The sequence below is a fragment of the Vibrio sp. TAP-3B genome (genome assembly GCF_057784735.1).
This window is the reverse complement of the sequence record NZ_CM173495.1, coordinates 2,453,192-2,476,913: the sequence shown is the minus strand read 5'-3', so window position 1 is coordinate 2,476,913 and position 23,722 is coordinate 2,453,192. Positions and strand designations below refer to the sequence as shown.

Genomic DNA, 23,722 nt, shown 5'->3' with positions numbered 1-23,722 from the left:
TTAGTCCCTACATCTCTCACAAACAAAAACAGAAATAGAGCGTTCAGAATGCAAAAAAGCCTCGATATTTCTATCGAGGCTTTCGAATGGTGGTCGGTGAAGAGGGATTCGAACCCCCGACCCTCTGGTCCCAAACCAGATGCGCTACCAAACTGCGCTATTCACCGAGCATATATTCTTTAAATAAGAATGGGGTGGCTAACGAGACTTGAACTCGCGACAACCGGAATCACAATCCGGGGCTCTACCAACTGAGCTATAGCCACCATCAAAATTGTTACGTTTACCGCTTAATGTTAGCCATAAACAAAAATAGTGGTCGGTGAAGAGGGATTCGAACCCCCGACCCTCTGGTCCCAAACCAGATGCGCTACCAAACTGCGCTATTCACCGACAATGTTTTATCTTGACTCAAATCAAGATTGGAAGCAATGCTACCGCATTCAATCTAAAAAAGAAAGAATGGGGTGGCTAACGAGACTTGAACTCGCGACAACCGGAATCACAATCCGGGGCTCTACCAACTGAGCTATAGCCACCACTGATTTTTACCGATTATCCTCCGGGATAATGGTACGCCCGAAAGGATTCGAACCTTCGACCTTTGGCTCCGGAGGCCAACGCTCTATCCAACTGAGCTACGGGCGCATGCCCTATCGGCGGAGTGGAATAATACGGATATCACACTATGCCGTCTAGTACTTTTTTTACTTTTTTTATCGTTTGGTCTCTTTTTCGACAGTTCTCTTTCTTTAAAGTGAATTTTTGATGTGATTCACGCCCTGTCATGGATAACTTGTTGTTTATTGCAACAAGTTATCGGGATATAATCACCCGTTATTTACATTGATTTAACAGCCGCAACCGAGTTGTCTAATCATTCTATGCCATTTGCAGGAAATTTCGATGTTTTCTATGATCGGCATTAATACTCTAACTATATAAATAGGTAAGTCACTTACCTCGGGAATGTAAAGTGGGTTTAATGGATATGTCTCGACAAATGATTAGCGTTTTGTTCGCTGCCTTAACGTTTTCTACGGCAGCCTTAGCTTCTGACATCAGCCAAACTGAATACGATGCGATTGCAGAACGCATCCAACCTGTCGGTGATGTTTATCTAGCAGGTTCTGAGCCTGTAAAAGAAGAACCAACCGGTCCACGTGATGGCGCCACCGTTTATGGGACTTTTTGTATTGCTTGTCACGCATCGGGGGTCAATGGAGCACCAAAAACAGGTAATGCCGATGACTGGGCTCCGCGCATTGCGCAAGGTCAAGATGTTCTCGTCAAGCATGCGCTTGAGGGTTTCAATGCAATGCCTGCAAAAGGCACGTGTATGGATTGTTCTGATGATGAAATCATTGCAGCCATCGACCACATGATTGAAGGCTTGTAATTCGCACCCATTCATGCTTAAAAATTAAGAAAGGCTTGCCGATTGGCAAGCCTTTTAGTTTAGCGTGTTCTCTTGTATATCTTTATATCGAAATCACTTCTTAAACATTGAACGTAGGTTCGCGATGTGTGCTTGCCCTTTTGCCATTCGCTCTTCTTGTGACACTGGCTTTTTATTGACTTCCCACTCGACATCGTCAAACGGTAATTCATCCAAAAAGCGGCTTTGCGTCGGCTTAATGAGCTCACCAAACTGACGGCGTTCTTTACACATCGTAAAGGTTAGCTCACGTTGCGCACGCGTAATACCTACGTACATTAAGCGACGTTCTTCTTCGACATTCTCTTCATCAATACTGGATTGGTGTGGCAAAATTCCCTCTTCCGAACCAATCAGATAAACATAGGGGAACTCCAGGCCTTTAGAGGCATGCAGGGTCATCAACTGAACCGCATCGTTGTCTTCGTCGTCTTCGCCACGCTCCATCATGTCGCGCAACGTTAAACGCTGAACCACCTCTTTGAGCGTTTTCTCCTCTTGGTCGTAGTTATCACCTTCAAGGTCAGCCACTATCCAAGAATAAAGATCCGACACGTTTTTCATCCGCATTTCGGCGGCTTTCGGGCTGGCTGAAGTTTCGTATAGCCAGTCTTCGTAGTGGATATCACGCACCAAAGAACGCACCGCTTCGACGGTATCCCCTCGCTCAGCTTGGTCTGAAATAGCGACGAGCCATTGAGTGAATCGACGTAAATTCTCCAAACCACGACCTGTTAAGTGCTGCTCAAGCCCCATTTCAAAACTCGCTTCGAACAAACTTTTGCCACGCATATTCGCGTAACTGCCTAGCTTCTCCAGTGTCACGGGCCCTATTTCACGTCGCGGTGTATTCACGATACGTAAGAATGCGTTGTCATCATCAGGGTTCACGAGTACTCGTAAATACGCCATGATGTCTTTAATTTCTGAGCGCGCAAAAAACGAGGTACCACCAGAGATTTTATACGGTACTCGGTTTTGCATCAGAGATTTTTCAATTAAGCGTGATTGATGGTTGCCGCGGTACAAGATCGCGTAGCCACGGTATTCGGTTCGATTTAAAAACTTATGGGCGATCAGCTCACCGGTCACACGTTCGGCTTCATGCTCTTCATTTTTTGCCAATAGGACTTTGAGCTTCTCACCATCAGGAATTTCAGAGAACAGTGACTTTTCATATACGTGTGGGTTATTGGCGATCAGGATGTTTGCCGCGCGTAGAATTCGACTGGTTGAACGATAATTCTGTTCCAGTTTGATCAGACGCAAGTTAGGGTAGTCTTCACCCAGTAACACCAAGTTCTGAGGTTTGGCACCACGCCATGAATAAATCGACTGATCGTCATCCCCCACAACGGTCAAACGCCCACGTTCACCCACAATCAATTTTACCAACTCATATTGGCTGGTGTTAGTGTCTTGATATTCATCCACCAACAAGTAACGAATTCGGGCCTGCCAACGCTGACGTACGTCTTGATTATTACGCAGCAGCAACACGGGCATGAGGATAAGATCGTCAAAGTCGAGCGCGTTGTAGGCTTTCATTTGCTTCTGGTACATATCAAAGCAGAACGCAAACAACTGCTGTTGCTCACCTTGCGCATACGCTTTGGCTTGTTCGGGCGTCAGCATGTCGTTCTTCCAATTGGAAATACAGCTGAGCAACTGACGCAACAGATCTTTATCACCATCAAGCTGCTTTTCTGTCAGCTCTTTTAATAAAGCCAGCTGGTCTTGATCATCAAACAGTGAGAAGCCCGCCTTTAGGCCTAACTGTTTGTATTCACGCTTAATGATGTTCAACCCCAAGGTATGAAAGGTGGACACCATTAACCCTTTAGATTCTGCCTTACCCAACGTTTGACCAAGACGCTCTTTCATTTCACGCGCGGCTTTATTGGTAAAGGTTACCGCAGCAATATTCCGGGCTTTATAACCGCACTGCTGAACCAAATAAGCAATCTTGTTGGTAATAACGCGAGTTTTTCCTGAGCCAGCACCGGCTAGCACTAAGCATGGGGCAGACACGCATTTTACGGCTTCATCTTGACTAGGGTTCAGCTTCATACAAATTCTCTGCAGATGATAAATATGCCGCCTATGATAAAGGGGTGTACACATGAAAGCTACGCTGATTTCTCGTAATTTTTACACGTAAAAATGCAGATTTCTGTTGCATAATGAACCTGATTTCACGCTATAATGAATGAACGTTCATTCATTGCTGGGAGGGATGATGAAGGATAATCCTGCTGCAGAGAAACGAGAACAAATTCTGACCGCGGCGGAACAGCTCATCGCAGAGTCTGGTTTTCAAGGACTTTCGATGCAAAAACTCGCTAACGAAGCAGGTGTGGCAGCCGGAACGATTTATCGTTATTTCTCAGATAAAGAACATCTTCTGGAAGAGTTACGCCTCAACGTTGCAAAGCGAGTTGCTACTGCTGTGCAAACAGGCGTCAGTGAAGAGATGCCGTTGAAAGAACGTTATCAGGCCATGTGGCTCAATATCTGGAGCTTGGCAAGCTCTGACTTAAACGCGCTCTGCAACCGAGTTCAATATGAATCTTTACCCACTTCAAATAGAAGCAATACTCGGGAACTTGAAAGACAAATGTTTGCTCAAGTAGAGCTTCTTTTCAATCAAGGGAAAGCAGAAGGGGTGTTCAAGCCTCTCGATAATGAAGTTCTTTCTGGGTTGAGTTTTGAAGCAAGTGTCACACTTGCCAGAAAACACGCTTTAGGATTTTATCAACTGGACAACAAGGCATTAAAAGCCACCATTGAAGCCAGTTGGGATGCAATTATTAAACACTAACTTGGAGTTCTTAATAGAATGAAAAAGTGGACTTTCTTTATGTTACTTATCGCCATTCTCTTGTTTGGCAGCGTGATAGGTTTCAACATGTTCAAGCAACAAAAAATTGCTGAGTATATGGCGAACCGGCCTGAACCTGAATTCCCTGTCACCGTGACAGAAGTAAAAGCGGTAGATTGGGTACCAGTGATCGAGGCGATTGGCTTCATCGAACCAAACCAAGGCGTAACTGTTGCCAATGAAACCAGCGGCGTCATTGATAAAATTGCCTTTGAGTCTGGCACTCAAGTCGAGGTGGGCCAGCCTTTGGTGCTGCTAGACTCAGATGTAGAAAAAGCCAACCTAAAGAGTTCACAAGCGAGGCTCCCCGCCGCAGAAGCGAAGTATAAGCGCTACCAAGGCCTATTCAAAAAGGGGTCAATATCTAAAGAAGCGTACGACGAAGCTGAAGCAAATTACTTTTCATTACAAGCCGATATTGAAAGCCTAAAAGCGACCATTGACCGTCGTGAAATCAAAGCGCCCTTTGCTGGTGTGGTTGGGATCCGAAATGTGTATCTTGGCCAATATATTCAAGCCGGTAGCGATATCGTGCGCTTAGAAGACAGCAGTGTAATGCGCTTACGCTTTACGGTGCCACAAACGGATATTTCTCGTATCAACCTCAAGCAAGAGATAGATATCTTTGTTGACGCTTATCCGGATCAACCTTTCAAAGGCTCTATTTCAGCAATTGAACCCGCGGTTAATGTACAAAGTGGCCTTATCCAAGTTCAAGCTGATATACCCAACAGCGACGGCAAATTACGCAGCGGTATGTTTGCACGGGCAAACATCATTTTGCCTAAGCTAGAGAATCAAGTGACTCTCCCTCAAACCGCGATCACCTTTACGTTATACGGCGACAATGTGTATATCGTGACGGAAAAAGATGGCGAAAAACGCGTAACACAGCAAGTAGTGCAAGTGGGCGAACGTACCAAAGATATCGCACATATTTTAGAAGGCGTGAAGCCAGGTGATGTCGTGGTGACATCGGGCCAAGTCCGTTTGAGTAACCACGCCAAAGTCAGCATTGTTGAAAGCGATGCAACTACCCCACCTGCTGAAACACCAATGCTTTAATTGGAGGCATCATGCGCTTTACTGATGTTTTTATAAAACGTCCAGTTTTGGCGGTATCGATCAGTTTTTTGATTGCATTGCTTGGTTTTCAAGCCGTGTTCAAAATGCAAGTTCGCGAATACCCTGAAATGACAAATACGGTGGTTACTGTTACCACCAGTTACTACGGTGCAAGTGCTAACTTGATCCAAGGCTTTATTACTCAGCCCTTGGAACAAGCGGTCGCACAAGCCGATAACATTGATTACATGACCTCACAGTCGGTGCTGGGTAAATCAACCATTACCGTCAACATGAAGTTAAATACCGATCCGAATGCGGCGTTGTCCGACATCCTGGCCAAGACCAACTCGGTACGCTCTCAGCTTCCAAAAGAAGCGGAAGATCCGACCGTAACCATGTCGACAGGTTCGACTACGGCGGTACTGTACATCGGTTTCACCAGTGACGAACTGTCTTCAAGTCAAATCACTGACTACCTTGAACGTGTAATCAACCCGCAGCTGTTTACCGTAAACGGCGTTTCAAAAGTGGACCTATACGGTGGTATGAAGTACGCACTGCGCGTATGGCTAGACCCTGCAAAAATGGGCGCTTTGAAGCTTACCGCCACTGACGTTATGAGCGTTTTGAACGCCAACAACTACCAGTCAGCAACGGGTCAGGCGACCGGTGAGTTCGTACTGTACAATGGGAGTGCCAACACACAGGTCTCTAACGTTGCAGAGCTCGAAGCCTTAGTTGTCAAAACAGGCCAAGGTGATGTGATTCGTTTAGGTGATATCGCAAAAGTCACCCTCGAAAAGAGCCACGATGTTTATCGAGCCAGTGCTAATGGCCAAGAAGCGGTGGTGGCCGCAATCAACGCTGCGCCAAGTGCTAACCCAATCAACATCGCAGCGGATGTGCTTGAGCTATTGCCTCAACTTGAACGCAACCTGCCAAGCAACATCAACATGAATGTGATGTACGACTCGACGATTGCCATCAACGAATCGATTAATGAAGTAGTGAAAACGATTCTAGAAGCGGCGCTGATCGTTCTTGTGGTTATCACTCTGTTCTTAGGTTCGCTCCGAGCGGTCATTATTCCGATTGTAACCATCCCGCTATCACTGATTGGTGTCGCGATGGTGATGCAGGTCATGGGCTTCTCTTGGAACTTGATGACACTGCTCGCCATGGTACTCGCCATCGGCTTGGTGGTGGATGACGCGATTGTCGTATTAGAGAACGTCGACCGTCATATCAAGGCGGGAGAATCCCCGTTCCGTGCTGCCATCATTGGGACGCGTGAAATTGCCGTACCGGTTATCGCAATGACGCTAACACTCGGTGCAGTATATGCCCCGATCGCACTGATGGGGGGGATTACAGGCTCGCTATTTAAAGAGTTCGCTCTCACACTAGCAGGTTCGGTATTTGTGTCAGGCATCATCGCGCTGACACTGTCTCCAATGATGTGTTCAAAAATGCTTAAGGCAAATGAAAAACCGAGCAAGTTTGAACTGAAAGTACATCATCTGTTAAACGGTCTGACTAACCGCTACGAAAAAGTACTAACCGCTGTGATGGCGCACCGTCCTGTTGTGCTTGCATTCGCGGTGATTGTATTTGCAAGCTTACCGGTTTTGTTCAAATTTATTCCAAGCGAACTCGCACCATCGGAAGATAAAGGGGTAGTGGTATTACTGGGTACAGCACCATCGAACTCGAACTTGGATTACATCCAAAACACCATGGATGATGTGAATGAAATTCTGTCAGCTCAACCTGAAGTGGAATACGCTCAGGTCTTTAACGGCGTACCAAATTCAAACCAAGCATTTGGTCTAGCCACACTGAAACCTTGGAGTGAACGAGAAGCGAGCCAGTCTGATATTACCAAACGCGTGGGCGGTCTCGTATCAAGCGTACCGGGCATGTCAGTTACCGCATTCCAGATGCCAGAGCTCCCTGGTGCAGGTTCTGGTCTACCGATCCAGTTTGTTATCACGACACCAAATAGCTTTGAAAGCTTGTTCACTATCGCCAGTGATGTTCTAACCGACGTGGCAAGCAGTCCCATGTTTGTCTATTCGGATTTGGATCTGAACTACGATTCAGCGACGATGAAGATCAAGATTGATAAGGACAAAGCTGGCGCATACGGCGTAACCATGCAAGACATCGGTATCACGCTTAGCACCATGATGGCCGATGGTTACGTTAACCGTATCGACCTTAATGGGCGTTCATACGAAGTGATTCCACAAGTTGAACGTAAATGGCGCTTAAACCCAGAGTCGATGAAGAACTACTACGTGCGTTCTGTAGATGGAAAAGTCGTACCACTTGGGAGCTTAATCACCATTGATGTGGTGGCAGAGCCGCGCTCTCTACCACACTTTAACCAGCTCAATTCAGCGACTGTCGGTGCCGTTCCATCGCCGAATGTTGCGATGGGCGATGCTGTTAACTGGTTTGAAGACATCGCGCAAAACAAACTCCCTGCGGGTTATAACCATGATTATATGGGTGAAGCGCGTCAGTTTGTGACTGAAGGGAGTGCGCTCTATGCGACATTCGGTTTGGCGCTAGCCATTATTTTCTTAGTATTGGCGATTCAGTTTGAGTCCATTCGCGATCCGATCGTCATCATGGTATCGGTGCCATTGGCTATTTGTGGTGCCTTAATCGCATTAGCGTGGGGGACAGCGTCGATGAACATCTACTCACAGGTTGGTCTGATCACGCTGGTTGGCTTAATCACCAAACACGGTATCTTGATCTGTGAGGTCGCGAAGGAAGAGCAGCTACACAACAAGCTGTCGCGTATCGATGCGGTTATGGAAGCGGCGAAAGTTCGTCTTCGTCCAATCCTAATGACGACAGCCGCGATGATTGCAGGCCTGATCCCTCTGATGTACGCAACAGGGGCTGGTGCAGCGCAACGTTTCAGTATCGGTATCGTCATTGTGGCTGGTCTAGCAATTGGTACTCTGTTCACATTGTTCGTGTTGCCAGTGATTTATAGCTACTTAGCAGAAAAACACAAACCACTGCCCGTTTTTGTCGAAGACAAAGACCTAGAAAAGCTCGCGCGAGTAGATGAAGCCAAAGCCGCGCATCGTGATTTAGCGGATAATAGATAAACACTCAAAGTAGAGAAAAAGGTCACTTCGGTGACCTTTTTTATTGCCGTTCTCTTTTTTGCCATCTAAATGGCGACTTTCACGTATCATTTACTTAGAATGAGAGCAAATACAAAGGAGTTTTAGCCACTATGTTTGACCCGAAAAAATTAGAGCAAATTGCTAAACAAATTCACGAATCAATGCCTCAGCCAGTTAAAGAGCTAGGCGCAGATGTTGATCAGAAAGTTCGCCAAGTTATCCAAGGCCAACTTAACAAACTGGACGTCGTTAGCCGTGAGGAGTTTGATGTACAAACTCAAGTTCTGCTTCGTACACGCCAAAAGCTTACGGAAATGGAAAAGAAATTAGCCGAGCTTGAACAAAAGCTGGCTGACAAATAAGTCCCTCCTCTGACAGGTGCGTTTTTCTTATTAGATCTACACTGGCTTATGTTACAAACAATTCAAAACAAAAAGGCTTGGTCAACGGCGACCAAGCCTTTTCATTATTAATTAGATGCTGTGTTTGTGGTATTTATCAACGCCGAAGCATCAGGGCCTCATTGTCAACATTCAATGGGTAATACTTAAATAACCGAAGAAAATTAGTCGCCCACCGCGATGCGCTTCATATCCGTCATATAACCACGTAGTTCTTCACCGATATATTCCACTGGGTGATGACGGAGAGCTTCATTTACCGCAATTAATGTTGCGTTATCGACTTGGTTTGAAGTGTCACCGAGCCCTTTACCGATCACATCAGTGCTGACAGAAGGCATGAACTTCTCACGCAGTAACGGGGTGGCTACATTAGCAAATAGGTAGTTGCCATACTCAGCTGTGTCTGAGATTACCACGTTCATTTCGTATAGACGCTTACGGGCAACCGTGTTCGCAATCAGTGGGAGCTCGTGTAAAGATTCGTAGTACGCCGACTCGTCAATAATTCCCGATGCCGTCATTGCTTCAAACGCCAATTCAACACCCGCTCGAACCATAGCAATCATCAAAATACCGTTGTCGAAGTATTCCTGTTCAGCGATCTCGATATCAGACTCTGGGTAATTTTCAAATGCGCTTTCACCCGTTTCTGCACGCCAGCCAAGCAGGTTTGCATCATCATTCGCCCAGTCGGCCATCATGGTACGAGAGAAATGACCGGCGATAATATCATCCATATGTTTGTTATATAGTGGACGCATTAGATCTTTTAGCTCTTCTGACAGCTCAAACGCTTTGATTTTAGCCGGGTTAGATAGGCGATCCATCATGTGTGTGATACCACCAAACTTCAGTGCTTCTGTGATAGTTTCCCAGCCAAATTGCAGTAATTTCCCTGCATAGCCTGGATCAATACCTTCTTCAATCATCTTCTCGTAACATACAATAGACCCCGCTTGTAGCATGCCACACAAAATAGTTTGTTCACCCATTAAGTCAGATTTAACTTCAGCAACAAAAGAAGACTCTAAACAACCAGCGCGGTGACCGCCTGTAGCGGCCGCCCAAGCTTTTGCAATATCCCAACCTTCACCTTTTGGATCGTTCTCTGGGTGAACCGCAATCAGAGTCGGCACACCAAAGCCACGTTTATATTCTTCACGAACCTCAGTACCAGGACACTTAGGTGCAACCATGACTACCGTCAGGTCTTTACGGATCTGCATGCCTTCTTCAACGACGTTAAAGCCGTGGGAATAACCGAGTGCCGCACCTTCTTTCATTAGCGGCATTATCGTCTCAACGACGTTTGTATGCTGCTTATCTGGAGTGAGGTTGACCACAAGATCTGCTTGCGGAACAAGAATCTCATAGTTAGCGACTTCAAAACCGTTGTCTTTGGCGTTTTTAAACGACTGACGCTGTTCGTCGATCGCAGTCTGGCGAAGTGCATAGGCGACATCGAGACCAGAGTCGCGCATATTAAGACCTTGGTTTAAGCCTTGAGCACCACAACCGACGATGACCACCTTCTTACCTTTTAGATAATCCGCTTCTGATGCAAATTCACTGCGGTCCATAAAACGACAACGACCCAATTGGTCTAACTGCTCGCGTAAATTTAAGGTATTGAAATAATTCGCCATCTTGGTGCTCCTTTTGGATTCTTCCATTGAGGTCGGTAACCATTTTACCGAATGAGTTCATACTAAAACAGACACCTGATTGCTTAAAGTGATATATTCACAATTAGTTATTGCAATTTATGCAACATGGAAGTGAGCAGTTAATGAACATCAAAAGCCTACAAATTTTCATTCATCTCTGTGAGAGTAAGAGCTTTGCGAAAACAGCCACAGCGATGCACATCAGCCCCTCAGCATTGAGCCGACAGGTACAAAAGTTAGAAGAAGAAACCAATCAACAACTGTTTCTGCGCGACAATCGCAGCGTCGAACTGACAACTCAAGGTAAGAAACTTGTCCCTGTCGCATTAAAAATTCTCGGAGAGTGGCAGCACTATCAAAGCCATATAAAAGGAACCGTGGGAGAACTCAAAGGGGAGATTCGCCTGTTTTGTTCGGTAACCGCAAGCTATAGTCATCTCCCAGAATTGATTTCTGATTTTCGTCTACAGCATCCGTTTATTGAGTTTAAACTTTCTACTGGTGATCCTGCGCAAGCGATCGACAAAATCTTAGCCGATGAGGCCGACATCGCTATTTCAGCCCAATCCGAACAAATGCCAAATAAGATAGCATTTGAAACAATCAGCGAAATTCCACTGTCAGTAATTGCCCCTGTGGGCGTCAGCGCCTTTGCAAAAGAACTGCAAAAAGAGCGACCGAACTGGTCGGCGATTCCATTTATATTACCTGAAGCTGGAACAGCAAGGGACAGGGCTAATACTTGGCTCAAGAAAATGAAAATTAAGCCCAAAATCTATGCTCAGACCTCAGGCCATGAAGCGATTGTCAGTATGGTTGCCTTAGGATGTGGCGTTGGCATCGCACCTGACGTCGTGATCAACAACAGCCCTGTGAAAGAGAAAATTAATCGCTTAAAAGTATTACCGATTAAACCATTTGCACTTGGTGTTTGTTGTACTAAAAGCCAGCTGGAAAACCCATTAGTAAAAGCTTTTTGGAAAGTGGCGGAGAATAAGTTCATTACTCCCTAATTCACTCTAGGGAAGGGGAAGCTCTAACTCAAATGCCTAAAAGTCTATCGAACCAGTATTAACAAGTAGGTTCAGACTTGGCTTAAAGAAGGGTTAGACAGACTGCACGTACTCGGCCGCCCTTACTTTCCATCCGAACGTAACAGCCCCATATATTAAATTTAAGACGATGTTAAAAAATCAAAATAAAAACAATTCTCAAGATCTTTGGCTATAAGAGGTTGAGTGGTTGAGTGGTTGATATATGGTTTCAGACAAAGCAAGACACAGGAAACAGCAGATTCTACCTTTGAGCTGAACAAGAACTCGAACTAGAACGGTGAAGCTGCAAAAATTCAAATACACACTCATTTATTTGGTTTAATCAACCCTGCTAGAGGTATCATGGGGCAGTATAGTTATGCCTTAGGTAACCAAGAAATCATGAGTCAGCGTCAGACGTGACAGAGAAGGCCATCAGCTGTTGCGACAATGGATAGGCAGGTTTAGAGTTGGCGACGACAACACTATCGCGCGAACCAAAAATTCACTGATGATAACGATATTGTTTCAAAGGTTTACGTGATGTGGTATAGGATTGTTTTCTAAGTGATATATTCTACTCGCATTGCCAATGCGTGTTCGAGACAATAGATAGTTCTGAAGAGTCAATTTCTCAGCACGATATAAATCCGGAGCATGTTAATAGTTCATAACGCTAGATACTAAAAAGCCTCAACCGAAGTTGAGGCTTTTTAGTATCCCCCTAAGGGAAATTTGGCAGGGGTGGAGAGATTCGAACTCCCAACACGCGGATTTGGAATCCGCTGCTCTGCCAATTGGAGCTACACCCCTAAATTTGAACCAGAGTTTATCACAGTATAGATTCAAAAAAACCTCGCTAAGCGAGGCTTCTCAATAAATGGCGGAGTGGACGGGACTCGAACCCGCGACCCCCGGCGTGACAGGCCGGTATTCTAACCAACTGAACTACCACTCCGCAGTGGTATCACCCGTTGTAAAAACGGATGTCCATAATGTAAAGCCTGGCGATGTCCTACTCTCACATGGGGAAACCCCACACTACCATCGGCGCTATTTCGTTTCACTTCTGAGTTCGGCATGGAAGTCAGGTGGGGCCAAAACGCTATGGTCGCCAAGCAAATTCTTTTTAACTACCGCCAACGCAGTAATTAATAATCTGGAAAGCTGTTTCAGTTCTTAACACAATCAAGTTTTCTTGTATTGAGTCCATCAAAACCCCTTGGGTGTTGTATGGTTAAGCCTCACGGGCAATTAGTACAGGTTAGCTCAATGCCTCGCAGCACTTACACACCCTGCCTATCAACGTCGTAGTCTACGACAACCCTTTAGGATACTTAAAGTATCAGGGAGAACTCATCTCAAGGCTCGCTTCCCGCTTAGATGCTTTCAGCGGTTATCGATCCCGAACTTAGCTACCGGGCAATGCGTCTGGCGACACAACCCGAACACCAGAGGTTCGTCCACTCCGGTCCTCTCGTACTAGGAGCAGCCCCTTTCAATTCTCCAACGCCCACGGCAGATAGGGACCGAACTGTCTCACGACGTTCTAAACCCAGCTCGCGTACCACTTTAAATGGCGAACAGCCATACCCTTGGGACCGACTTCAGCCCCAGGATGTGATGAGCCGACATCGAGGTGCCAAACACCGCCGTCGATATGAACTCTTGGGCGGTATCAGCCTGTTATCCCCGGAGTACCTTTTATCCGTTGAGCGATGGCCCTTCCATTCAGAACCACCGGATCACTATGACCTGCTTTCGCACCTGCTCGAATTGTCATTCTCGCAGTCAAGCGGGCTTATGCCATTGCACTAACCACACGATGTCCAACCGTGTTTAGCCCACCTTCGTGCTCCTCCGTTACGCTTTGGGAGGAGACCGCCCCAGTCAAACTACCCACCAGGCACTGTCCTCACCCCCGATGAGGGGGCTAAGTTAGAACATCGACACTACAAGGGTGGTATTTCAAGGTTGCCTCCACACATACTGGCGTACGTGCTTCAAAGGCTCCCACCTATCCTACACATGTAGGGTCAATGTTCAGTGCCAAGCTGTAGTAAAGGTTCACGGGGTCTTTCCGTCTAGCCGCGGGTACACTGCATCTTCACAGCGATTTCAATTTCACTGAGTCTCGGGTGGAGACAGCGTGGCCATCATTACGCCATTCGTGCAGGTCGGAACTTACCCGACAAGGAATTTCGCTACCTTAGGACCGTTATAGTTACGGCCGCCGTTTACCGGGGCTTCGATCAAGAGCGTCGACCGAAGTCTAACCCCATCAATTAACCTTCCGGCACCGGGCAGGCGTCACACCGTATACGTCATCTTACGATTTTGCACAGTGCTGTGTTTTTAATAAACAGTTGCAGCCACCTGGTATCTGCGACTCCTAGTAGCTCCATCCGCAAGGGACTTCACCGCCAAGAGCGTACCTTCTCCCGAAGTTACGGTACCATTTTGCCTAGTTCCTTCACCCGAGTTCTCTCAAGCGCCTTGGTATTCTCTACCCGACCACCTGTGTCGGTTTGGGGTACGATTCCATCAAATCTGAAGCTTAGAGGCTTTTCCTGGAAGCATGGCATCAATGACTTCACATCCGTAGATGCTCGACGTCGTGTCTCAGCCTTAAAAAGAGCCGGATTTACCTAACTCTTCAGCCTACGCACTTGAACCTGGACAACCGTCGCCAGGCCCACCTAGCCTTCTCCGTCCCCCCATCGCAATTTGATTGAGTACGGGAATATTAACCCGTTTCCCATCGACTACGCCTTTCGGCCTCGCCTTAGGGGTCGACTCACCCTGCCCCGATTAACGTTGGACAGGAACCCTTGGTCTTCCGGCGTGGAGGTTTTTCACCCCCATTATCGTTACTCATGTCAGCATTCGCACTTCTGATACGTCCAGCGTGCCTTACGACACACCTTCAACCGCTTACAGAACGCTCCCCTACCCAATACTCAAAGAGCATTGCCGCAGCTTCGGTTTACTACTTAGCCCCGTTACATCTTCCGCGCAGGCCGACTCGACCAGTGAGCTATTACGCTTTCTTTAAATGATGGCTGCTTCTAAGCCAACATCCTGGCTGTCTGAGCCTTCCCACATCGTTTCCCACTTAGTAGTAATTTGGGACCTTAGCTGGCGGTCTGGGTTGTTTCCCTCTCCACGACGGACGTTAGCACCCGCCGTGTGTCTCCCGGATAGTACTTACTGGTATTCGGAGTTTGCAAAGGGTTGGTAAGTCGGGATGACCCCCTAGCCTTAACAGTGCTCTACCCCCAGTAGTATTCGTCCGAGGCGCTACCTAAATAGCTTTCGGGGAGAACCAGCTATCTCCAGGTTTGATTGGCCTTTCACCCCTAGCCACAAGTCATCCGCTAATTTTTCAACATTAGTCGGTTCGGTCCTCCAATTGATGTTACTCAATCTTCAACCTGCCCATGGCTAGATCACCTGGTTTCGGGTCTATATCCAGAGACTAAGTCGCGCAGTTAACACTCGCTTTCGCTACGGCTCCCCTAGATGGTTAACCTTGCCACTGAATATAAGTCGCTGACCCATTATACAAAAGGTACGCAGTCACACCACGAAGGTGCTCCTACTGCTTGTACGTACACGGTTTCAGGTTCTATTTCACTCCCCTCACAGGGGTTCTTTTCGCCTTTCCCTCACGGTACTGGTTCACTATCGGTCAGTCAGTAGTATTTAGCCTTGGAGGATGGTCCCCCCATATTCAGACAGGATATCACGTGTCCCGCCCTACTCGATTTCACTGCATATGCGTCGTCAGTTACGGGGCTATCACCCTGTATCGCCAAGCTTTCCAGCTTGTTCACCTGACGCCTATAAAGCTTAAGGGCTAGTCCAATTTCGCTCGCCGCTACTTTCGGAATCTCGGTTGATTTCTTTTCCTCGAGGTACTTAGATGTTTCAGTTCCCCCGGTTCGCCTCGCTACGCTATGTATTCACGCAGCGATACTTACTTATGTAAGTGGGTTTCCCCATTCGGAAATCCCAGACTCAAGTGGCTTTTACTGCCTAATCTGGGCTTATCGCAAGTTAATACGTCCTTCATCGCCTCTGACTGCCAAGGCATCCACCGTGTACGCTTAGTCACTTAACCATACAACCCGAAGGAGTTTCGAGTTGATGTTCAAATCACCAAAGTTGTCTCTCATTATTTGAATGAGCGAGAGACATTTCGATTTTGCCGGACTCAATTTCGAATAATCACTGCAATAGTGATATTCCCAAGAACACTTGAATGTGTTGTTTTGGTGTTTATCTTAAAGATAAACATTGAGAACTTTATTTGATAACAACGTTGTTGTTATCAGTCAGCTTTCCAAATTGTTAAAGAGCAAAGTTTTCTAATGAAAACCATGTTTAAACGCACTCATTGAATGCGCTTAAAGATGGTGGGCGATACCGGGCTCGAACCAGTGACCCCCTGCTTGTAAGGCAGGTGCTCTCCCAACTGAGCTAATCGCCCACATAAGTTTTTCGTCTCGTAGTAGACGTCAATAATGGTGGAGCTATGCGGGATCGAACCGCAGACCTCCTGCGTGCAAGGCAGGCGCTCTCCCAGCTGAGCTATAGCCCCATATCTTGAAGAATGGTGGGTCGTGCAGGATTCGAACCTGCGACCAATTGATTAAAAGTCAACTGCTCTACCAACTGAGCTAACGACCCAATGGTATCCCGTAGGGGAGTCGAACCCCTGTTACCGCCGTGAAAGGGCGGTGTCCTAGGCCTCTAGACGAACGGGACACTAGTGTAAGTGTTGGGCACTTACTTTCTCTTAAACTTTATAAACCGTATCAATCTGTGTGAACACTCATCGCAATAATCTTTCGTATAAGGAGGTGATCCAGCGCCAGGTTCCCCTAGCGCTACCTTGTTACGACTTCACCCCAGTCATGAACCACAAAGTGGTAAGCGTCCCCCCGAAGGTTAAACTACCTACTTCTTTTGCAGCCCACTCCCATGGTGTGACGGGCGGTGTGTACAAGGCCCGGGAACGTATTCACCGTGGCATTCTGATCCACGATTACTAGCGATTCCGACTTCATGGAGTCGAGTTGCAGACTCCAATCCGGACTACGACGCACTTTTTGGGATTCGCTCACCATCGCTGGCTCGCCGCCCTCTGTATGCGCCATTGTAGCACGTGTGTAGCCCTACTCGTAAGGGCCATGATGACTTGACGTCGTCCCCACCTTCCTCCGGTTTATCACCGGCAGTCTCCCTGGAGTTCCCGACATTACTCGCTGGCAAACAAGGATAAGGGTTGCGCTCGTTGCGGGACTTAACCCAACATTTCACAACACGAGCTGACGACAGCCATGCAGCACCTGTCTCAGAGCTCCCGAAGGCACACCAGAATCTCTTCCGGCTTCTCTGGATGTCAAGAGTAGGTAAGGTTCTTCGCGTTGCATCGAATTAAACCACATGCTCCACCGCTTGTGCGGGCCCCCGTCAATTCATTTGAGTTTTAATCTTGCGACCGTACTCCCCAGGCGGTCTACTTAACGCGTTAGCTCCGAAAGCCACGGCTCAAGGCCACAACCTCCAAGTAGACATCGTTTACGGCGTGGACTACCAGGGTATCTAATCCTGTTTGCTCCCCACGCTTTCGCATCTGAGTGTCAGTATCTGTCCAGGGGGCCGCCTTCGCCACTGGTATTCCTTCAGATCTCTACGCATTTCACCGCTACACCTGAAATTCTACCCCCCTCTACAGTACTCTAGCCTGCCAGTTTCAAATGCTATTCCGAGGTTGAGCCCCGGGCTTTCACATCTGACTTAACAAACCACCTGCATGCGCTTTACGCCCAGTAATTCCGATTAACGCTCGCACCCTCCGTATTACCGCGGCTGCTGGCACGGAGTTAGCCGGTGCTTCTTCTGTCGCTAACGTCAAAGAATACCGCTATTAACGATATCCCCTTCCTCACGACTGAAAGTACTTTACAACCCGAAGGCCTTCTTCATACACGCGGCATGGCTGCATCAGGCTTGCGCCCATTGTGCAATATTCCCCACTGCTGCCTCCCGTAGGAGTCTGGACCGTGTCTCAGTTCCAGTGTGGCTGATCATCCTCTCAGACCAGCTAGGGATCGTCGCCTTGGTGAGCTCTTACCTCACCAACTAGCTAATCCCACCTAGGCATATCCCGACGCGAGAGGCCCGAAGGTCCCCCTCTTTGGCCCGTAGGCATTATGCGGTATTAGCCATCGTTTCCAATGGTTATCCCCCACATCAGGGCAATTTCCTAGGCATTACTCACCCGTCCGCCGCTCGACGCCCAACAAATCACCCGAAGGCTCAATGTTGTCGTTTCCGCTCGACTTGCATGTGTTAGGCCTGCCGCCAGCGTTCAATCTGAGCCATGATCAAACTCTTCAATTTAAGATTTTGTCGGCTCAACGAATACTGACTTCAAAACTACAAACGTAATTTTAAAGCTATTATCGTTCCAACAGAACGATAATGAATTGACTGTGCCAAGATTAAACAAGTTAATCTCGATTGGTCACTCAGTTCATTGAAACCGTATTTGAAGCAAAAGCTTCTAATTCGATTATCATCAACGAGTGCCCACACAGATTGATAGGTCTATATTGTTAAAGAGCTTGCCGATTGAGCCCTGCTCAAATCGGACGGCCATTTTAGCGAGTTAAAGTTTAGTGTCAATCACTTTTTTTTAAACTTTCTTTAAGCGTTTCCGCTTGGCTAATTTGGCTTGCTAACTCAGACTCCGTCTCATTCGAAGACGTTGCCCTGTCAGCGAGGTGGCATTATAGGGATTGCGATCACATTGGCAAGCCATTTTTGTCATTTTCTTTGATTTTTCCGCTGTTTGAGTGTTTTTTATTCTAAAGGAGAGTTTTTACGACTCTTCTAACTTTATATCCCCAATTAATCACCCTAGTTAAGGAGAAAAGATGAATTCAATAAGAAACTACAAAGGGATAAAACCTCAACTTGGTGAGCGTGTTTACGTCGACTCTACCTCAGTGTTAGTTGGAGATATCCGTATTGGGGACGATTCTAGCATTTGGCCATTAGTAGCCGCACGTGGAGATGTAAATCATATTAACATTGGCGAGCGGACGAACATCCAAGATGGCAGTGTTTTACATGTCACCCATAAGAATGTTGAAAACCCAAATGGCTATCCATTGATTATTGGTAGTGATGTCACTATTGGCCACAAGGTGATGCTCCACGGTTGTGAGATTCATGATCGAGTGTTGATTGGGATGGGGACTATTGTTCTTGATGGTGCGGTCATTCAATCTGAAGTGATGATTGGCGCCGGCAGTTTGGTACCACCAGGCAAAGTATTAGAAAGCGGTTATCTCTATGTCGGCAGGCCAGTGAAACAAGCTCGTCCTTTATCAGAAAAAGAACAAGCCTTTTTACAAACGTCTTCTGATAATTATGTTAAGAATAAAAATGACTACTTGAATGAAGTCGAAGTCATTAGTTAGTTCTTCAATGACCCCATTATACAATCACAATGTGGCCTTCTTCATCGAAGGCTTCATCTTCTATCAATTCTTCGGCGATTTCTTCCAGATCAAATCGGCAGGCTAAAAATGCCTCCATTGCTTGTCGCTCACCTTCAACGTCCGACCGATTCATTGTTGCCAGTTTCTGTTTTGTTACATAGCATTCGATAAGTGCGCCCGCCTGCTGTGCTGGAAAGTTTACCGATTGGGAAGATTCATCCCACGACTGCAGATCTGGGAACAAAATGGCTTGGTTCATTGATTATTGACCTTCAAGGTTCTTTCTTAATTCACGTAAAATCTGTTTGGCCCCCGGACGTAAGCCTCGCCATAGCATAAAACTCTCAGCCGCTTGGCCGACCAACATCCCTAATCCATCATACACATGAGCAGCGCCATGTTCTTTCGCCCATTGATTGAATGCTGTTTCACCTTTGCCATACATCATGTCATAGCCGGTGCTGTTTGCTGCGAAAATAGTAGATGAGATATCAGGAAGCTCACCACTTAATGAAGCAGACGTTGAATTGATAATGAGATCGTACGCTTCAGTAATGGCACTCATCTCTTTTGCTTTGACAGGACCATAAGCTGAAAACAACTCTGCTAGTCCTTCCGCTTTAGCAAAAGTGCGATTGGTGATGGTTAATGATGTTGGTGTTTGATCGAGCAATGGCTTGACCACGCCACGAGCGGCACCACCAGCCCCGATGATCAGAATACGGGCACCTTCTAAAACCACTTGGTGCTGCACTAAATCTTGTACTAAGCCAGCACCATCTGTGTTATCACCGATTATTTCACCATCATCCAGCTTTTTAAGTGTATTCACAGCCCCGGCCAGTTGAGCACGTTCGGTCAAACGATTGGCAAATAGATAGGCGTCTTCTTTAAAAGGCAAGGTCACGTTACATCCTTTGCCGCCGTCAGCAAAAAACGTCTTTGCGGCTTCAATAAAGCCATCAATAGGTGCCGTTTCTGCGGTATAGATCAGTGATTGATTGGTTTGCCGAGCAAAGAGTGTCTGGATGAATGGCGACTTACTGTGCCCAATCGGATTACCAAACACAGCATAGCGATCGATTTGCCGGGTCATTTCTTTACCTTTATAGAGAAAAACAGAGCCATCTGATTACAAATGACCCTATCACTATCTATCTATATAGAAAAGGAGATTCCACACTTACCACTCACGTGGTTTTAGGTATTGCTCGTAAAGCTCGGCTTCAGGAGTGCCCAGTGCAGGTTGGTAACTATATTCCCAGCGTGCTAATGGCGGCATCGACATCAGAATCGACTCCGTGCGCCCGCCACTTTGCAAACCAAATAAGGTGCCACGATCGTACACTAAGTTAAACTCAACATAGCGGCCACGACGATACAGCTGGAAGTCACGCTCACGTTCGCCATATTCAATATCTTTGCGACGAGCGACGATGGGCAGATAAGCGAGGCAGAAACCTTCGCCCACCGCTTTGATGTAATCAAAACACTTATCGAATTCCCAATGATTCAAATCATCGAAGAACAAACCACCCACACCGCGTGTTTCGTTGCGATGTGGCAAGAAGAAGTACTTATCACACCATGCTTTGTGTTCGGCATACACGTCATCACCAAATGGAGCACAGATGGCTTTCGCCGTATTGTGCCAAGACTGGCAGTCTTCTTCGAAAGGGTAGAAAGGTGTCAGGTCAAAACCACCACCAAACCACCATATTGGTGCTTCGCCCTCTTTCTCAGCAATAAAGAAGCGCACATTGGCATGAGAAGTCGGTACATAAGGATTTTTAGGGTGAATCACTAAAGAGACCCCCATCGCTTCAAAGCGTCGTCCTGCAAGCTCGGGACGGTGAGCCGTTGCTGACGCTGGCATTTCTTTCCCTTCAACGTGAGAAAAGTTCACTCCACCCTGTTCAAAAATGTGACCATCACGCAGAACACGTGAACGCCCACCGCCACCAAGGCGCTCGCCCGGTTCACGCTGCCATGCATCTTCGACAAAGACGGCCTTTCCATCTTCTTGTTCTAACTGCTGACAAATGGAATCCTGAAGCGACATCAGGAACTGCTTTACGGCGTACTTATCGATTGCTGACATACGTTATTACCTATTACGTGATACCTATTGATTGCTGGCAAGCAGGGTTAGCCCTGTCTTAATATTTGTGAAGTTTTGGCGTCACGAATCTCGCTGGGTTTATCACGGCCGCTGGTTTCACCACGAAGAATGGCCACCAGCTTGTCACCCAATTGCTCTTTGACTTCTTCCGTGGTCATACACGGTGGCAAGCCGGAAAGATTCGCGCTGGTAGAGGTTAACGGCTTTCCGAATGCATTACACATATTTTGTACTAAAGAATGGTCGGTCACACGCACAGCAATCGAATCAAACTGCCCTGAAACCCAACTCGATACTTTATCACTTGCTGGCATAATCCACGTGTACGGACCCGGCCAAGTTGCATGAACGTTATCTAGCTGCTCTTGTGTCAATTGAGATTCATCAATGTAAGGTAATAACTGCTCATAACTCGCAGCGATAAGAATCAGTCCCTTTTCGACCGGACGCTGCTTCAGCTCCAGCAGTTTTTGGATTGCTTCTGGGTTATCTGGATCGCATCCGACACCAAAAACCCCTTCTGTTGGATAGGCTATCACTTCGCCTTGTTGTAGCGCACTCAGCACCTGTTCAAAGTTATCCACCAATGATTTCCTGATTATCTGACTTTTACATTTACACGTTAGTGTACAAACATTCATTCTCAGAGACTAAAGCAATTTGTTTATAAAATGTATCAATAGCGTCCACGACAAAGGCAAACGTTTGCTTGAGATAAAAATCCCCGTATAATGCGCACAATTTTATAGCTCATCTAATTTTTGCAGCTTAAAGGAGTGTGAGATGAAAGTCGGTATCATCATGGGTTCTAAGTCAGATTGGCCAACCATGAAACTAGCAGCAGACATGTTGGATCAGTTTGGCGTGTCGTACGAAACAAAAGTGGTGTCAGCTCACCGAACTCCTCAATTATTGGCAGACTATGCCAGCAGTGCAAAAGAGCGTGGTATTAAAGTAATCATCGCGGGCGCGGGCGGCGCGGCTCATCTACCAGGGATGGCCGCAGCGTTTACGAGTGTTCCAGTGCTTGGGGTGCCCGTTCAGTCTCGCGCGTTAAAAGGGCTAGATTCGCTACTTTCTATCGTACAAATGCCAAAAGGCATCGCGGTTGGTACGCTAGCGATTGGCGAAGCCGGCGCCGCAAATGCAGGTATTCTAGCCGCACAAATTCTAGGTACGCATGATGAAAACATCATGGAGAAAGTCGAAGCGTTCCGTAACAAACAAACGGAAACCGTACTGGCGAACCCAAACCCAGCAGAGGATTAATCAGATGCATGTATTGGTTCTTGGTGCGGGTCAATTGGCCCGTATGATGTCTCTGGCTGGTGCGCCACTAAATATCCAAATCTCCGCTTACGATGTGGGCAGCGGGAATATCGTCCACCCTCTTACTCAACACGTACTTGGCCATGGCTTGGACAATGCGATTGAACAAGTGGATATGATCACCGCAGAATTCGAACACATCCCCCACGATGTACTCGACACCAGTGAAGCAAGTGGAAAATTCCTTCCTAGTGCCGAAGCGATCAAAGCAGGCGGTGACCGCCGCCTTGAAAAAGCCCTACTCGATAAGGCTGGCGTACGTAACGCAAAATACTACGTGATTGAAAAACGTGAAGATTTTGAGCGCGCCATTGAACATGTCGGCATGCCAATGGTACTGAAAAGTGCATTAGGCGGTTACGATGGCAAAGGCCAATGGCGTTTGAAACAAACTGCTCAAGTGGATGCTATCTGGACAGAAATGGCCGAGTGCATCGCAGCCACACCAAATCAAGTCATCGTCGCGGAAGTGTTTGTGCCCTTTACGCGTGAAGTATCGTTAGTCGGCGCACGCGGTAAAGATGGTAGTATTGAGGTTTACCCACTGGCAGAAAACATCCACACCAATGGCGTGTTGAGCTTATCTACCGCTATTGATGCACCAGAGCTTCAAGCTCAAGCCAAGCAGATGTTCACGGCCATCGCAGATAATCTAAACTACGTTGGCGTATTGGCGCTCGAGTTCTTTGATGTCGATGGCACGCTGTTAGTGAATGAGATTGCTCCACGTGTGCACAACTCCGCTCACTGGACACAGCAAGGTGCGGAAACCTGTCAGTTTGAAAACCACCTGCGCGCGGTATGTGGCATGCCACTTGGTAGCACTAAGTTGGTTCGCGAAACCTCAATGATTAATATTTTGGGCGAAGATACGTTGCCAAAAGCACTTTTAGCCATGCACGGTTGCCATATCCACTGGTATGGCAAAGAGAAACGGGCTGGGCGTAAGATGGGTCATATCAACGTGTGTGGTGACTACCCTGGCGAGCTGCATCGTAGACTATGCGCGCTAGCGGACGTTCTGGATCAGAACACCTTTCCTGCTGTGCATGAGTTCGCCAAGTAATCACACTTAAAACCTAGCCACACAAACAACAAAGGGCCGCATGA

At 47.0% G+C, this 23,722-nt stretch carries 15 protein-coding genes, 11 tRNA genes and 3 rRNA genes; 9 read left to right on the top strand and 20 right to left on the bottom strand.

Annotated features, from left to right (window positions below; all coding sequences use genetic code 11):
• Positions 1–90: 90 nt before the first annotated feature.
• The 5 genes from AC3D28_RS11715 to AC3D28_RS11695 all read right to left on the bottom strand — a co-directional run bounded on the left by AC3D28_RS11715 (position 91) and on the right by AC3D28_RS11695 (position 648).
• A tRNA-Pro gene (locus tag AC3D28_RS11715) sits at positions 91–167 on the bottom strand.
• Between the two features lie 23 nt (positions 168–190).
• Positions 191–266 (bottom strand) — tRNA-His (locus AC3D28_RS11710).
• 50 nt (positions 267–316) lie between these two features.
• Positions 317–393, bottom strand: a tRNA-Pro gene (locus AC3D28_RS11705).
• A 70-nt stretch (positions 394–463) separates the two neighbouring features.
• A tRNA-His gene (locus AC3D28_RS11700) sits at positions 464–539 on the bottom strand.
• Positions 540–571: 32 nt separating this feature from the next.
• Positions 572–648, bottom strand: a tRNA-Arg gene (locus AC3D28_RS11695).
• A gap of 337 nt (positions 649–985) precedes the next feature.
• Here AC3D28_RS11695 and AC3D28_RS11690 point away from each other — a divergent pair.
• Positions 986–1,399 carry a c-type cytochrome gene (locus tag AC3D28_RS11690; RefSeq protein WP_098416932.1) on the top strand — a complete coding sequence of 138 codons (414 nt, stop codon included), beginning with the start codon at positions 986–988 and terminating at the stop codon, positions 1,397–1,399.
• Between the two features lie 93 nt (positions 1,400–1,492).
• Here the strand turns inward: AC3D28_RS11690 and rep are convergent, their stop codons facing one another.
• The gene (rep, locus tag AC3D28_RS11685) at positions 1,493–3,508 is read right to left on the bottom strand and encodes a DNA helicase Rep (protein ID WP_488534832.1); all 2,016 of its coding nucleotides are present in this window, start codon (positions 3,506–3,508) and stop codon (positions 1,493–1,495) included.
• 169 nt (positions 3,509–3,677) lie between these two features.
• On the opposite strand from rep, the gene AC3D28_RS11680 reads away from it, so the two are divergent.
• From AC3D28_RS11680 to ubiK, 4 genes are all read left to right on the top strand, one after another.
• The gene (locus AC3D28_RS11680) at positions 3,678–4,259 is read left to right on the top strand and encodes a TetR/AcrR family transcriptional regulator (RefSeq protein ID WP_488536084.1); all 582 of its coding nucleotides are present in this window, start codon (positions 3,678–3,680) and stop codon (positions 4,257–4,259) included.
• A gap of 18 nt (positions 4,260–4,277) precedes the next feature.
• Complete coding sequence (gene vmeC, locus AC3D28_RS11675; RefSeq protein ID WP_098416938.1) at positions 4,278–5,384, top strand: multidrug efflux RND transporter periplasmic adaptor subunit VmeC; 1,107 nt, start codon at positions 4,278–4,280, stop codon at positions 5,382–5,384.
• 11 nt (positions 5,385–5,395) lie between these two features.
• Positions 5,396–8,518 carry a multidrug efflux RND transporter permease subunit VmeD gene (gene vmeD, locus AC3D28_RS11670; RefSeq protein WP_488534831.1) on the top strand — a complete coding sequence of 1,041 codons (3,123 nt, stop codon included), beginning with the start codon at positions 5,396–5,398 and terminating at the stop codon, positions 8,516–8,518.
• Positions 8,519–8,649: 131 nt separating this feature from the next.
• Positions 8,650–8,901: a ubiquinone biosynthesis accessory factor UbiK gene (ubiK, locus tag AC3D28_RS11665; RefSeq protein ID WP_098416942.1), complete on the top strand. Its 252-nt coding sequence runs from the start codon at positions 8,650–8,652 to the stop codon at positions 8,899–8,901.
• A gap of 203 nt (positions 8,902–9,104) precedes the next feature.
• On the opposite strand, the gene ilvC is transcribed toward ubiK, so the two are convergent.
• The gene (gene ilvC, locus AC3D28_RS11660; protein ID WP_488534830.1) at positions 9,105–10,589 is read right to left on the bottom strand and encodes a ketol-acid reductoisomerase; all 1,485 of its coding nucleotides are present in this window, start codon (positions 10,587–10,589) and stop codon (positions 9,105–9,107) included.
• Between the two features lie 143 nt (positions 10,590–10,732).
• On the opposite strand from ilvC, the gene ilvY reads away from it, so the two are divergent.
• On the top strand, positions 10,733–11,623 hold the full coding sequence (ilvY, locus tag AC3D28_RS11655; RefSeq protein WP_098416946.1) for an HTH-type transcriptional activator IlvY: 891 nt from the start codon (positions 10,733–10,735) through the stop codon (positions 11,621–11,623).
• 757 nt (positions 11,624–12,380) lie between these two features.
• On the opposite strand, the gene AC3D28_RS11650 is transcribed toward ilvY, so the two are convergent.
• The 9 genes from AC3D28_RS11650 to AC3D28_RS11610 all read right to left on the bottom strand — a co-directional run bounded on the left by AC3D28_RS11650 (position 12,381) and on the right by AC3D28_RS11610 (position 18,055).
• Positions 12,381–12,457, bottom strand: a tRNA-Trp gene (locus AC3D28_RS11650).
• A 68-nt stretch (positions 12,458–12,525) separates the two neighbouring features.
• A tRNA-Asp gene (locus AC3D28_RS11645) sits at positions 12,526–12,602 on the bottom strand.
• Between the two features lie 44 nt (positions 12,603–12,646).
• Positions 12,647–12,763: ribosomal RNA gene (gene rrf, locus AC3D28_RS11640) — 5S ribosomal RNA — on the bottom strand.
• Positions 12,764–12,877: 114 nt separating this feature from the next.
• A 23S ribosomal RNA gene (locus AC3D28_RS11635) occupies positions 12,878–15,767 on the bottom strand.
• Between the two features lie 293 nt (positions 15,768–16,060).
• Positions 16,061–16,136, bottom strand: a tRNA-Val gene (locus AC3D28_RS11630).
• 35 nt (positions 16,137–16,171) lie between these two features.
• Positions 16,172–16,247, bottom strand: a tRNA-Ala gene (locus AC3D28_RS11625).
• Between the two features lie 13 nt (positions 16,248–16,260).
• Positions 16,261–16,336: transfer RNA gene (locus tag AC3D28_RS11620), tRNA-Lys, on the bottom strand.
• 2 nt (positions 16,337–16,338) lie between these two features.
• Positions 16,339–16,414, bottom strand: a tRNA-Glu gene (locus AC3D28_RS11615).
• Between the two features lie 88 nt (positions 16,415–16,502).
• Positions 16,503–18,055: ribosomal RNA gene (locus tag AC3D28_RS11610) — 16S ribosomal RNA — on the bottom strand.
• The 16S, 23S and 5S rRNA genes sit together here with 6 tRNA genes alongside, the layout of an rRNA operon.
• A 536-nt stretch (positions 18,056–18,591) precedes the next feature.
• On the opposite strand from AC3D28_RS11610, the gene AC3D28_RS11605 reads away from it, so the two are divergent.
• The gene (locus AC3D28_RS11605; RefSeq protein ID WP_488534829.1) at positions 18,592–19,140 is read left to right on the top strand and encodes a gamma carbonic anhydrase family protein; all 549 of its coding nucleotides are present in this window, start codon (positions 18,592–18,594) and stop codon (positions 19,138–19,140) included.
• A gap of 16 nt (positions 19,141–19,156) precedes the next feature.
• Here the strand turns inward: AC3D28_RS11605 and AC3D28_RS11600 are convergent, their stop codons facing one another.
• The 4 genes from AC3D28_RS11600 to tsaC all read right to left on the bottom strand — a co-directional run bounded on the left by AC3D28_RS11600 (position 19,157) and on the right by tsaC (position 21,867).
• Complete coding sequence (locus AC3D28_RS11600) at positions 19,157–19,420, bottom strand: DUF1488 family protein (protein WP_098416949.1); 264 nt, start codon at positions 19,418–19,420, stop codon at positions 19,157–19,159.
• 3 nt (positions 19,421–19,423) lie between these two features.
• Entirely contained in the window at positions 19,424–20,257 is an 834-nt protein-coding gene (gene aroE / locus AC3D28_RS11595; RefSeq protein ID WP_488534828.1) for a shikimate dehydrogenase, read from the bottom strand.
• 87 nt (positions 20,258–20,344) lie between these two features.
• Positions 20,345–21,262 carry an oxygen-dependent coproporphyrinogen oxidase gene (gene hemF, locus AC3D28_RS11590; RefSeq protein WP_488534827.1) on the bottom strand — a complete coding sequence of 306 codons (918 nt, stop codon included), beginning with the start codon at positions 21,260–21,262 and terminating at the stop codon, positions 20,345–20,347.
• 47 nt (positions 21,263–21,309) lie between these two features.
• The gene (gene tsaC, locus AC3D28_RS11585) at positions 21,310–21,867 is read right to left on the bottom strand and encodes an L-threonylcarbamoyladenylate synthase type 1 TsaC (protein WP_488534826.1); all 558 of its coding nucleotides are present in this window, start codon (positions 21,865–21,867) and stop codon (positions 21,310–21,312) included.
• Between the two features lie 199 nt (positions 21,868–22,066).
• Between tsaC and purE the strand changes: the two genes are divergently transcribed.
• A complete protein-coding gene (gene purE, locus AC3D28_RS11580; protein ID WP_488534825.1) occupies positions 22,067–22,552 on the top strand; it encodes a 5-(carboxyamino)imidazole ribonucleotide mutase in 486 nt (161 codons plus the stop codon).
• 4 nt (positions 22,553–22,556) lie between these two features.
• Positions 22,557–23,678 carry a 5-(carboxyamino)imidazole ribonucleotide synthase gene (locus tag AC3D28_RS11575; protein WP_488534824.1) on the top strand — a complete coding sequence of 374 codons (1,122 nt, stop codon included), beginning with the start codon at positions 22,557–22,559 and terminating at the stop codon, positions 23,676–23,678.
• Positions 23,679–23,722 lie beyond the last annotated feature (44 nt).